The organism is Telluria sp. B2 (genome assembly GCF_051789535.1).
Lineage (GTDB): Bacteria > Pseudomonadota > Gammaproteobacteria > Burkholderiales > Burkholderiaceae_D > Telluria.
On sequence record NZ_CP196525.1, the window covers coordinates 5,095,950 to 5,108,960 of the forward strand.

9 protein-coding genes are annotated in these 13,011 nt (G+C 60.9%); all 9 read right to left on the reverse strand.

Going from position 1 to position 13,011, the window contains the following annotated elements:
- Positions 1 to 77: 77 nt before the first annotated feature.
- Positions 78 to 959, reverse strand: a complete 882-nt coding sequence (locus tag ACSUZJ_RS22505) for a DUF4142 domain-containing protein (RefSeq protein WP_499411848.1) — start codon at positions 957 to 959, stop codon at positions 78 to 80.
- Between the two features lie 263 nt (positions 960 to 1,222).
- Positions 1,223 to 2,869, reverse strand: a complete 1,647-nt coding sequence (locus ACSUZJ_RS22510; protein WP_499411849.1) for an acid phosphatase — start codon at positions 2,867 to 2,869, stop codon at positions 1,223 to 1,225.
- 142 nt (positions 2,870 to 3,011) lie between these two features.
- Positions 3,012 to 5,021, reverse strand: coding sequence for a hybrid sensor histidine kinase/response regulator (locus ACSUZJ_RS22515; RefSeq protein ID WP_499411850.1), 2,010 nt, complete (start codon positions 5,019 to 5,021; stop codon positions 3,012 to 3,014).
- 199 nt (positions 5,022 to 5,220) lie between these two features.
- Positions 5,221 to 6,324, reverse strand: coding sequence for a hypothetical protein (locus ACSUZJ_RS22520; protein WP_499411851.1), 1,104 nt, complete (start codon positions 6,322 to 6,324; stop codon positions 5,221 to 5,223).
- 53 nt (positions 6,325 to 6,377) lie between these two features.
- Positions 6,378 to 6,641, reverse strand: coding sequence for a PAAR domain-containing protein (locus ACSUZJ_RS22525; protein WP_499411852.1), 264 nt, complete (start codon positions 6,639 to 6,641; stop codon positions 6,378 to 6,380).
- Entirely contained in the window at positions 6,638 to 7,474 is an 837-nt protein-coding gene (locus ACSUZJ_RS22530) for a hypothetical protein (RefSeq protein WP_499411854.1), read from the reverse strand. Before ACSUZJ_RS22530 ends, ACSUZJ_RS22525 begins: the two co-directional genes overlap by 4 nt.
- Before the next feature lie 37 nt (positions 7,475 to 7,511).
- Positions 7,512 to 8,486 (reverse strand): hypothetical protein, encoded by a 975-nt coding sequence (locus ACSUZJ_RS22535; RefSeq protein WP_499411855.1) that lies wholly within the window; start codon positions 8,484 to 8,486, stop codon positions 7,512 to 7,514.
- Positions 8,487 to 8,513: 27 nt separating this feature from the next.
- Entirely contained in the window at positions 8,514 to 10,067 is a 1,554-nt protein-coding gene (locus ACSUZJ_RS22540) for a hypothetical protein (RefSeq protein WP_499411856.1), read from the reverse strand.
- Positions 10,064 to 12,919 (reverse strand): type VI secretion system Vgr family protein, encoded by a 2,856-nt coding sequence (locus ACSUZJ_RS22545; protein WP_499411857.1) that lies wholly within the window; start codon positions 12,917 to 12,919, stop codon positions 10,064 to 10,066. The genes ACSUZJ_RS22540 and ACSUZJ_RS22545 overlap by 4 nt, the downstream gene beginning before the upstream one ends.
- Positions 12,920 to 13,011 lie beyond the last annotated feature (92 nt).

Here is a 13,011-nt window from a genome sequence, read left to right on the forward strand (position 1 = left end):
CAAGCCGCCTTGCGGCAGCTTGCCCATGACAAGCGCAGGCAGCTTGCGCCCGCCTGCTTGCCTGCTTGGTTGCCGGCTTACTTGCCCGACTTGGTGCCCGACTTCGCGGTCGACATCTGCTGCGCGGCCTTCAGGTGCTGCTCGACGGTCGGCAGCATCTTGGTCGCCAGGCCCTTGACCTCGGCATCCTTGGCGGACTTCTGGTTCTTCTGCAGCAGCTTGTGGGCTTCCTTGTGCGAAGCCACGCCCCCGACCTTCATGTACTCGCGGTCGAAGGCGTCGCCGCTCAGCTTTTCCAGCTTGGCCGACATGGCCTTGTGCTTGGCGTCGAGCTCGGTCGGCAGGGTCACGCCCTTGGCCTGGGCCACGGTCTGCACTTCCTGCAGGGCCTTGGTGTGGTCGTCGATCATCTGCTGGGCGTAGGTCTTCACTTCCGGATTCTGGCTCTTGCTTTGCGCCAGCTTGCCCATTTCGATCTCGGCCATGTTCACCATCGCCATGTCCATGATGCCCTTGCGATCGGCCTTGCTGACGTTCGCGCTGCCGGTGGCGCCGGCCGTGCCCGAAGCGCCCGAGGACTGGCTCGACATGCCGGCCGCGCCGGTGCCGGTGCTGCCGCTCATGCCGGCGCTGCCGCTGGCGCTGCCGCTCTGGCCATGGGCGGCGCCGTGCGAGGCGGAGGACGAACCGGAGGAAGTCGAGCCGCTGCCGGTCTGGCCGGCGGTACTGGAACCGACCTGGCCGCTGCGGTCTTCCATGCCCTGGCTGTTGGTGTTGTCGACCGCGCCGTCACGGGCCGACTTGCCGGTCAGGTTCTGGCCACCCTGGCCCTGCTGTTTTTGCAGTTCGGTGGCGCTCTGCGTGGAAGAAGTGGTCTGTGCCTGGACGCCATAAGCGCCGAACATGGCCGCTACTGCCGATACGGCGAGCAGTCCTTTCAATACCTTGTTTTTTTGCATGATGCTCTCCTTGGTTGGGGAAGGAGCCGGTATCACGTCTCCTGTGCCGGCGCTCCTGTTCAAATGACATCGGCATGCCTGCGTGCCGCCCGCGCCGCGAATGCGGCAACGAATCGGCAACCGAGCCGAAAAGGAGTGTATCGCCGCGTTTCCGAAGCCAGCGCGCGTTAGCCGGTTGGCAATTTTCCCGACGAACGCAAGAAAAATGGCCGGCGCGGGAAGCCCGGCCGGCCATGGAAACGGAAAACCAGGACGCCTGTGGATCAGCGGAAGCGCAGCGTCGCCGTCAGGTCGCCCGGCCCGCGAGCGCCGCGCGCCTTGAAGGCGGCATCGCGCGCGGCCAGGCCTTCCAGCTGCGGCAGGCCGTGCAGGCGCGTGATGAAGCGCAGGATCGAGGTGGTGTCGTAGAAGTTATGGTCGACCGCCCCCTTCTTCGCGTGCGGCGACACCACGATCGCCGGGATGCGCGAGCCCGGGCCCCAGCGGTCGCCCTCGGGCGGCGCCACGTGGTCCCACCAGCCGCCGTTCTCGTCGAAGGTGATGACCACCACCATGTCCTTCCACTGCGGCGACTTTTTAAGGTGCTCGATCACGTTGGCGATGTGGGCGTCGCCCGACTCGATGTCGGAGTAGCCGGCGTGCAGGTTCAGGTTGCCCTGCGGCTTGTAGAAAGCGACCGCCGGCAGCTTGCCAGCCACCGCGTCGGCGATGAAACGGTTCGAGATCGGGCTGTCGCCCAGGCCGCCGTCGCGCAGGTGTTCCTCGCGCGCCTTCGTGCCCGGCGCGAACTGCTTGAAGTAGTTGAAGGGCTGGTGGTGATGCTGGAAGTTCGGACGCTGGCCAGCGCCGCGGCCGTCGATCGCCGCCTGCCAGGCGCCGCCGTACCAGGCCCAGCTCACGCCTGCGCGCGAGAGCAGGTCGCCGATGGTGTCGTAGCTTTGCGGCGGCAGCACCGAGGGATCGTTCGGATCGGCGATGCTGGCGTCGCCGCCCGGCGCCGGACGCACCCAGCTCGGCTGGTAGGGCGGCGCCATGGTGTTCACGGCATAGCCGTCCGGCGTGATCGCGCCGGCGTTGACGAACTTCGGCTTGCCCTCGAGCGCGCTCTTCGGCGAATCCGGCGCCACGGCCAGGCGCCGGCCCTGCGGACCGTCTTCCAGCACCGCGATCTTCTTCTTCGCCGGGGTCTCGGCGGCGTGGAAGAATTCCGGTGTGCGCCCGCTGATCAGGAACTGGTGGTTCAGGTAGGAGCCGCCGAAGGCGCCCATGAAGAAGTTGTCGCACAGCGTGTACTCGCGCGCGATCTGCCACAGGCCCAGGTGCTTCTCGGTCTCGCCGTAGTAGCCCATTACCAGCCCTCCCGAGTCGCCCCAGGCGACGAAACCGTCGTTCCTGCCGCCGTTGATCTGCATCTGGTTGTGATAGAAGTTGTGCACCAGGTCGCGCGTGACCAAGGCCTCTGGTAGCGGCTGGCCCTCGGCGTCTACTAATTTCCACGGGCCGTTCGGCAGGTTCGCGATCCTGTCTTCGCCGATCTGGTATTCCTTGCCGCCGATGTCCTGGCGTCCGGGCACCATGCCGCCCCACACTTTCGGCAGGGTCGGCAGGACCGAACCGTCGCGGTCCTTCTGCGGCGCGCTGGCCGGCATCGGCGCGGCCAGGCCCGGGAAGTTGGCGAACAGGTTGTTGAAGCTGCGATTCTCGAGGTAGATCACGACCACGTTCTTGACGTGCGCCTTGAGCTTGGCGTCGAGCGAGGCGGCCGGCCCGGCGGCGCGCTTCGAAGCAGCCGGTGCGGCCCCGGCGGCCACCGGCAGCGTGCTGCCGATGCCCACTGCGGCGGCGGCCTGGAAGATGCGCCGGCGGCCCGGGCTTGCGGGTTGCTGGTCCTTGGTGTCGTGGTCTTGCACTTGCTTCTCCTGTGGTTCAGCTCGGGAAGCAGGGATTATCGTTTTTTTCTTTCCTAAGGGGAACAGCTATCGCGTGGTCCGTCGCTTCGGCAAGACGCCGGGCGGCAGGACAAGGTCGCGGAGACGACAGCGGGGAAGGAGTTCAGGGCCGGGCGGCGCCGGCCGTGGCGGCGCTGCGCGTGCCCGCGTCCAGCAGCGCGGCCACCGCCTCCACCAGCAGTGCCGGCGTGACCGGCTTGACGATGTAGTCGGTGAAGCCGCAGGCAAAGGCGCGTTCGCGGTCTTCCTTGCGGGCGAAGGCCGACAGCGCCAGCGCCGGCACCATGCACAGCTCGGTATCGGCGAGCGCGCGCACCCGGCGGATCAGCTCGAAGCCATCCATGTCGGGCATGCCGATGTCGCTGATCAGGAGCTGGGGCCGCCGCTCCTGCAGCAGGCTCAGCGCCTCGGGCGGCGTGCCGGCGGCGATCACCTCGGCGCCGCTGCCCTGCAGGATGGCGCGCACCACCTCGAGCGAATCGGCGTCGTCGTCGAGCGCGAGAATGGTCGTGCCGCTGAGGTCGGGCAGCGCCGCGGCGGCGGCGGCGGCCTGCGCAGCGCCGGGCGCGGCGTCGGGTGCGCGCCCCCAGTCCGGCAGCGCCGGCTGGAGCGGCAGGTGCACGGTGAAGGTCGCGCCCTGCCCTTCGCCGGCGCTGTCGACGCCGACCGAGCCGCCGTGCAGCTCGACCAGCTGGCGCACGATCGACAGACCGAGCCCGAGGCCGCCGTGCTGGCGCGTGGTCGAAGTGTCAGCCTGGCGGAAACGGTCGAACACATAGGGCAGGAAGTCGCTGCGGATGCCGGCGCCCGTGTCGCGCACGCGCACGGCGACCTGCTCGCCCTCGCGCCGCAGCGACACCTGCACTTCGCCCCCGGGCTGGGTGAACTTGATCGCGTTCGACACCAGGTTCCACATCACCTGCTGCATGCGGTCGGCGTCGGCCAGCACCGGGCCGGCCTCGGGATCGAGGTCGGCGTCCAGACGGATGCGCCTGGCCAAGGCCGTCGGACGCAGCGACTCGACCACCGCGCCGACGAAGTCGCCTGGCTGCACCGGCTGCAGGTCGAGCCGCACCTTGCCCGACAGGATGCGGCTCATGTCGAGCAGGTCGTCGATCAGCTGCACCTGGGCGCGCGCGTTGCGTTCGATCGTCTGCAAGCCCTTGCTCAACATCTCTTCGCCGACCGGCCCCTTCTGCGCCAGCAGCTGCGACCAGCCGAGGATGGCGTTGAGCGGGGTGCGCAGCTCGTGCGAAACGGTCGACAGGAATTCGTCCTTCAGCTGGTTGATGCGTTCCGCCTCGACGCGCGCCTCGACTTCGTGCAGGTACAGCGCCTTGCGCTCCTCCGCGATCGCCAGCGAGGCGTCGAGACTGGCCGCGCGCGCCTGCAACCGCGCGTCGTACACCGACACCAGCAGGGCGACGAGCAGGATACCGACGATGACGGCGGTGACGATCAGTGCCAGGTTGTGGGGGTTGATCCAGCCGTTGGCGGCCAGGCAGATGCTGCCCATCGGGAAATGGGCAGCCGCCATGCCGGTGTAATGCATGCCGGCGATGGCAAAACCCATCACGACCGCGGCCGCAAGCTGTACCAGCCAGGCGCCCGACGCTCCCTGGCGCAGGCGGAAGGCAATCCACAGCGCGCCGGCCGACGAGGCGATGGCGATCAGCACCGAGAGCGCGAACAGCAGCGGATCGTACTGGATGCCGGGAACCATGCGCATCGCCGCCATGCCCGTGTAGTGCATCGCGTTGATACCCACGCCCATCAGGATGGCGCTCGAGGCGAGATGGCGCGGCGTCAGCGTGGGCGCGCGCAGCTGCCACAGCGCCATGCCGGACACCAGCACCGGCAGCAGCAGCGATAGTACGGTGAGCGGCAGGTCGTAGCCGAGCTGGATCGGCAGGCGGAAGGCGAGCATGCCGATGAAGTGCATGGCCCAGATGCCGCCACCCATCGCCAGCGCGCCGCCGGCGGTCCAGGCCCAGCTGGCGTAGCCGTGCGCCTGCTTGACGCGGCCGGCCACGCTGAGCGCGGTATAGGACGCGAACACGGCGACCAGTACCGACACCAGCACGAGCGATGGATCGTAGCTTCCGATGAGCATGGGTTGAAGGACCTCCTGGAACATGGCGTCGCCGGCGCCGAGCCTGCTTGTCGTCAATACAGGCGTAACTATCAGTATAGAACGGCTTCAGCCAGGCGCGGCGCGTCGGCACGGAAAGTGTTTCCGTAAAGCTACATATGATACTGCTTATAAGGTTTACGCATGCGTAAGGGCTGGCGTAGACGCCGGAACCACTTACCTACAGTTGCTCGACCGGCAGATACTTGAGCCCTGCCTTCGAGTGCGGATTCGAAATCTTGTCGAGATAGGCACAGGCTGCGCACCAGTGGCCCTGGCGAACCGTACCGGCTGGAGCATGCCAACGATGGCCTCGGTGACATTCCCAATGCAGCTTGGTTGAGTTGTTCTTGTAGTGCTCGGACAGGCACAGGCCGCCACGTTCCCGTGCCAACCTGTGCATCTCTTCGATGCTCAGCCGCATTCGGTCATGCGCACAGGTCGGGCACCATGTTCCCCGAAAGATCCGTTTGCCAGAGGCCTGCCATTCGTGCCCATGCTGGCAACGGAACCAGTATTGGCTTCGAGCCTGCACGTATTCGGAAGCAAGGCAAATGCCCAGCTTGGCCTGTGCCGCAGCCTGCAGTCGAGCCAGGCCATCGGGCAACCGGTAGAGAACGCGCTTCTCCGCATTGGCACACATCCTGCACCAGGAACCGCGCACGATCTCCGCGCCTTCAGCCTGCCAGTGATGGCCCTTCGCACAGGAGAAACGATACCGTGCATGCAGCCCGGCGTACTCGTCATCGAGCAGCTTGCCGCCCTTGCGGGTTGCCATGTCCTGCATGCGGAAGTAGCCGTCCTTGCGCAGCATTCTTTTACTATGTTCCTGTTGCGCGCATCGCCGACACCAGCTTCCTTCACCCATCACTTTACGCGGAACGGCTTTCCAGACATGCCCATGCGCACACTGAAATTGATGCCGTGCGCCGCTGCCTTGCCAGACAGTATCCAGGCACTGCCCACCCTTGGCTTGTGCAGTGGATTTGAGTTGCGCCAGGCGATGCGCATCTCGGCACTCGGGGCAGGAAACCGCATGATGCGCGACGAATGAGGCGCTGCGCATGAATACATGCCCATGAGCGCAACGGAAGGGATAGCTTGCCTTCCAGCCCGTCCAACTGGACGACAGGCAGGTCAGTCCCGCCGCCGCTGCGGCCACGTACAGCCTGTTCAAGGGTGATGACGCCATCTGCACTTTCGCTTTCGCTGCCGTCGACGTCGTCGGACAATCTGTCGTGCCGGGGTTTATCTCGTCCATAGAACAATCAACTTGCAGCGTCATTTATCGTCCAGTTACCGGATTGCAGCAGTCGAGCTGTCTCGTTTGTAACGGCGTCACACCTTCCCCGAAGTCAGTACTGACGAAATAAGCGAGGCGCCGCACGAGGTCTTGTGGCCTTCAAATGCCACTGGTTTGCCGCCTTCCAGCACCAGCGGATCGCCTTGTGCGATGACGCAGTTCGAATGTCCCTTGATCGGGCAAATGCAGGCGTCACCCTGGCGGGCTACTGGAATGCCGTTCACGAATGCCACGCCGGAGGCAGCGATTACCCTGCCGCCGTGGCTGGTCGAGTCACCGAGTCGGATTACGCCTTTCATGTTTGAGCTGCTTTCGTGAAAGACTCGTTCTTCAAGTTAAGGTAACGCCCGGAACGAATAACCGGATGCCAGGTAGTGGTCACTGCGACGGTCTCAGGCGAGGGGAACATGCATTTCTCAGTTCTCAGTTCGTCGACGGTCCTGACAACGCGGTACACAGGCTGCATCGTCCCCCCCTTGATTGCAAAAGTCAGGCTATAGCGCTCCAAGCCGCTACTGGGATACCATACTCCTGTCCAGGGAACCCTGTCTCCCGTACGGCATGCGATTGACAAGTCAATGACATATTCTGGAAGCGGATCAGGAAGCGCACAAACGAGATGTTCGCCGAATTTTTCGACATAGTCTTCATACCTTCCAATGATGTCACCTCCCGGATAACCGTCATCATCGTCACTCCGCTCTGGACAATCCGGGTTCGGATGAAAGAAACTGTCGGCGCCAGTTAGCGCATTAACTAGTGCTGATTCGATCCGCCAGCAATACCTACCCAGTCGTTCAAGCCTTCCACTGCTGAAGTCCTGCAACCTAGCAAGTTCGGACCACCCAGTTTTTTCGATAATGTTGCGTATATCGCTATGGATCCAACCAGCGGTCTCGAATACACATTGATAATCGTCGAACTGTGCAGGTATCACACCTCGTCTGAACCCACGAGCACGCTCAATGAACTTGTCGACCATTTCCTTGTCGGGTGCAACCCGTATACCCTCGCGAGTTCGCGTGGAAGCATACAGACTTGCGACTTCTTCACACTCCCGTGCAGCGGCCCCGAAGAATTCGGCCGAAGTAAACAGATTCCAGATTTCAGCTTCCACATGAAGATTTCGCATAACTTTTGCTTTCGTATCGATCGGAATTTCTTACGATCTATCGATCAGATACCCAACGCCAAACGGTGTATCCGTATGCGGACTTAAGGTCTAGCATAGGCTCGCCGGCTTCATAGAGTCTTTGGGCCGCGCCCGGATCGGTTGGTTGCCAGATTCCTGCTTTCGGGCAGGGTTGACCGGCTTTCGCCCATAGCTCTCTGTCCGGCTCAGGTCGGCGACCACATGGGACTACCGGATGCCAAGTAGTGGCGACCGCAACAGTTTCTGGATAGGGGAACATTACTCCTTCGGCCTTGAGCTCCGCCTTTGTCTTAGTGATCCGAAATACTGGCTGCATTCTCAATCCTTTGATGGCAAAGGTGAGACTATGTTTTTCCAGTCCGGTGCCGGGATACCATACTCCTGTCCAAGGCACTTCCTCTCCCGTCTTGCATTCAACTGACTGGTCGATGAGATATTCCGGCAGCAAATCAGGAAGCTTGGAAAATAATGGCCCCTTATTCCAGCTGAGATAGCTGTTATACCAACTGACAATATCTTCACCAGGAAACCCATCATCATCATCCCGTCGCCCTCGGGAGGCAGGATTTGTATCAAAGAAGTTTTTTCCCTTGACCATTGCATTATTAAGAGCGTTCTCTATCAAACCAGCATATGCTAATACTCGACCGATCCTGACGCCGCTAAATTCCCGATATTCGACCTCGCCCATCCAACTGTGCAGCGGTTGCTCCATAATGCCCCGAACGTCACCACTTACAGAGCGAGCTGTGTTCCAGATCAGTTCATAGTCTCCCAACTTGGCCAGTTCGGCACCACGCCTAAAGTCACGTGCGAGCGTTTTGAACATGTCGGCAATTTGATTGTTTCTCCCAAAATTAACGACATGTTTTGAAATGGCAAGATTACTGAACCATTTTAATGTTTCGTCGCATTCTTGTGCGGCGGCCTCATAAAACTCTGTTGAAGTGAATAGATTCCAAATCGCGGCCTCTAGATGCAGATTGCGCATTTAACCCCCAAAAAAAAATTCCATGAATTACTCTGATGTTGGCACTGTGAGCAGAATTCGCTTTGCTTCCTGCGGCGTATAATCTGTCGCTCCCCACCCGGTCGCGACTGGGCCTTTAATGCGTGCGTCTGTAATTCGCGCACGCAGCTTTACTGGAGTCATCTCGCCGGTCACATCAGTGAATTCGATCCGGCGATCGACATTACTACCGTCGTTGGCAATCTCTCCGGTTTCACGGTTCACCCTGGGCATTGCCTGTACCATTTCGTCGCGCGAACCAGGAAAGAAAACAATTTGCTCACCTCCCCCCTCCAAGTAATATTTAGTCCCCTTTAGCTCTTGACTAGCTGCTGGACCTCGCCATACTGGAAGAGATTCACCGGCCTTAACTTCGTATTCCACGACCCAGCCATTCTGATTCCACTCGGGTTTGACAGCAAATCTTTTACGCCATTCATCTCTATTTTTAATAGCCTTAAATTCCGCTTCCGACATCCAAAAAATCCCACCTCCCTCATTAGACGGGTCTACAATACGGTATAGCTTAGCCGGGCCTTTAATGCTTCCAGCTCGCATACCTCCGCCGTTACGAGCAAAGGTTTTAACGATCCAGTCTTGAAGGGGCGGATGCCGAGGATATTCTTTCACCAAGCCCTCAATCGCTGAATCTTCTAGCTTTAATGCGGGGAATGCCAGTTCGCCGTCTATTTCCTTCACCCACTTCGGCGGTTTCGCATTGATCAACTTCGCCGATCCCGATTCCGATATCGGCGCAATCCAGCCGCGATTGGTTCGATGAATCTCCACCCGCCATGCCTGATCATCCAGCTTCTTGGCAAACACCTTCAGCACGGTCTTTACCGGCTGTGTGAACTCCTGGATCGCGCCGCCGATCACCCGGCGCTTCGCATCCAAAAACTTCAAGGCATCGTCAATCTGCTCCCGGATAGTGCTTGGCACGATGGGCCGTATCTTTTGCAGCAGCGCCTTCAGGTCACCTATTTTTTCGTCCAACAGGCTGCTCAATTTCGCCGAACTGATCTTGTCCGATACCTCGCGAATAGTTTTTGCCACAAACTGGTACATATCGGGCAGCTTGTCCTTCGTCGCCCATTTCGCTACCCGGTTGTGCTGCAGGTACTCGGTAAGCTTCGGCAATGCCGCGTCACATGCGCGGTTGGTGGCCGCTACCAGTTTGCTGACATTGGTGATATCGTCGGCATGCTTGATCAGTGGTTTCAGGTAGACCCAGACAAGGCGAAGTGCACTCTTCACTACGGTGCCGGCTTCCGGAATGAAGCCGACAACCGTTGTCGCCATGAAGAACAAGGCGACTTTGTTGCCGGGTTCCTTACGGTATTGACGGATGTTCGCCCATAAATCGCGAATGTCGCACAAAGTATCGACAATCGGAATAAGCGATACCACCATGTCAAAGCCGATCTGCCCGGTCGACCGCTCGGGATTGAAGTCTCCCTGCAATGCTCCCCATATCCATTCGCCCAAGCCGACATCGTCCGGTTTTTCCTGTCCCTGAATCTCGTTCAAGGCTTCCAGTGTCTCGTCCGATGCGGCCATCATTTCCTCCTCGGATCATGTGATGCGTTCATCAGGTTGGGCTCCTGAGCTATGAGCGGATCGAGTTTGGACAGCAGGTCGCCACCTGTCGGCCGCGCCTCGTCTTTAGCGGACGGCGCGTTGTGATACACAAGTTTGGAAATGGTGTCGGGCAGGTTGCGCTCTTCGGCCACCCCGCTGCCGTCGAGCGTGCCTTTCTTTTGCTGGCCGTTTGCGAAGTGCAGGGTGTACGGCACGCCCGCCATTGGCGCACCTTCATAGCCGTCCAGGTCGAGTTTTAGCCAGTTGGTGTGCTCGGCGGCAGGGAAGAACGGCAGCTCCGCCTGTTGCCGGGCCGGGCCGTCCCACTTGTGCATACCCGCCTTAACCAGGAATGTACCTGGACAACCGAGTTCGATATTGCCTTCGGCAATTTTGATATAGGCGCCGCCGCATAGCAGCGTGACGCTCTTCTTGGCCGCAATGACGACCTCGCCCTGGCTGGCACTGAGGTTCACGTCGCGGTCAGCCGCAATACCGATGCTGTCCTGCTGGGCCTGGATGTCGAGCTTGCCGGCGCGGGCGATATGCTTCATCCCGTCCTGGTGCGCGAACAGCGAAATTCCTTTGCCGGCGTTGATGTTCACGCGCTGTCCCGCAACTGCCTGGATATGCTGTTGCGCGACGATATTTTGCTGCCGGCCGCTGTAGCTCACGGATGAATTCGGCGTAGCACTGACAAATCCACCCTCAGCGTACTTGGCGATCAGGGGTGCGCCGCCCTTTGCCGCGCCCGCTGACTGCGTATTACTTCCCTGCTCCGCATTTTTCAGGTCGTCCGCCAGTTGCTGGTGAGGCGCGAGATCGACCGGCATGGCTTGGTGCTGCTCGGCGAACTCGCCCAATTCCTTGAGCAGTGCCTGCGATCCCTCGAGCAGCGCCTGCAGCGGTTCGCGCTCGAGCTGCTTTCCCGCTGCGCCAAGCATCGCCTGGGTCGTCAGCAGCATCAGCCGCGCCGCACGCACCACGACGGACTGGTCGCTGCGCAGTTCGGCCCCTTCGCCCCGCGCCTTGCCCTCACCACCGCTTCTCGGATGCGTCAGCCACCCGAGGTTCAACTGGCTATGACCATGTTCACTGGCCAGTTGCGCACTGATCTGACCGGTAGTGTCGTCCAGCCTGAGTTGATTGCAACGCGTTCCTCGTACTTCCTTGCTCTTGATGCCGGCAACAAAACGGTTGCCCGGCAGTTCGCCCTGATGGCTGAATGCCGGTGGAACGGCCCTGCCGCCGTGCACGCGGCCCACGACAATCGGCTTGTCCGGGTCGCCAGCGAGAAATTCCACCAGTACTTCGTCGCCGACCCGCGGCAAGCTGATGCTGCCCCATCGGTCGCCGGCCCAATGACTGGCCACCCGCACCCAAGCCGAGTCCCGGTCCGTATTGCTGGCGCCAGCGCCGTCCGGATGATCCTCTTTTCGCGTTCCGGGAAAGCGCAGTTTGACGCGCCCGAGTTGGTCGCAATGGACCTCTTCGCCCGGAGGCCCGACCACGATGGCCGATTGCAGGCGCACGCACGGCAGGTCGATGCGGGGATCGTAGGCCGGCACGATCGGTATGCCACGCCTCACGCATGCGAAGCGGTTGGTGTATTTGACGTCGCGGTGCTCGCTTGCCTGTTCTAGGGTGACATTGGCCGGCTCCTGGTGCCAACCACTGGCAGCAAACAGGCGCTGGGCGCGTTCGTCGATGTCTTTGGGAAGATTGTTTTCTGCGACGAGCGATAATTCCGTCAGCACGAACTCGCGCTCCTCGTCCTGGTGCGTATCGATTTCCGGGTGTCCGTCGAGACGGAACCACTGGCCGACGCACAGGTCTCGAACACCGCTTTCGCCATAGAAGCACTTGGCTTCGTATTCGTGCCGCTGGATTCGCAACTGGCCTAACCGGCGGTAGTCGCCGCCATCGTCGCCAACGTGCGGTGCGTCGATCTGATAATCGTCCAGACTGTAGGCAAATTGGTTGCCAGCCTCTCCCTGTTGCATATTGGTCGGCCAATGGACAGACATCATCCGCCCCTGCAGATAATCCGAACATTGCCTGGTAACGCTGCCGGCGCTCAAAGTACGGACAGCGCTCCAATTGATGACCCCGTCGCGTGTTTCTGTGCCCGCATCACGGTGAAAACGTACGGTGCCTGCTGCGTTCTGTGAGAGCGCGTGCGGCGTATCGAACAGCACGAGTGCGTGACCGGGCGTGACCGAGCTGCCGGATTCGCTCGGCTGGCCCGGACGGATAAACCAGCCTATGCCCTGGCGCTTCCACAACCGGCGCAAGAATGCGGCGTCCGATTCGTTGTGCTGCATCGTGAATTCGCGCGGAGGGTAGTTTCCTTTGATGCCGGAGATATCGAGATCGAACGCCTTTGCAAGGATCGGATTGTCGTGGCGCCATTCGCGCACAAGCACTTCCGTTATCTCGACTTCGTTCATGTTCCGGAAGATGCGCGTGTTCACACGCTGCGCCATCAAGGTCAAGGCATCGCGCAGCAGGAGCTGATACGTTCCCAGTCCTCCATCGCTTTGTCCGGCAGAAGCTTGTGCCACGATGCCGCACACCGAACGCAACCGCCCCCGATCGGTGACGAATTGCAGTTCAGCTGGCAACGCAATGAATTCCTTCAGCGGCAGAGTTGCGTTCGTGGAGACGCAGAGCAAGCGGTACTCGATGCCGCCGCACAGCGTCTCCTGACCGCTGACATGCTTGATCTGCAAGACGTCATCAAGCACGCCTGTCGGGTGTGACAAGCGCACTCGGATAGGACGATTGGACTGGGTAAGCGTCGAGCGGAGGCCTGGAGCATTGAGCATGTTCATGTGAGATTTTTTCCTAAGGAAAAACATTCACATGAACAATGTCATGGGGAATATGCCCGTGCCTTGATTTTTGTCATTGCAAGGGGAATTTG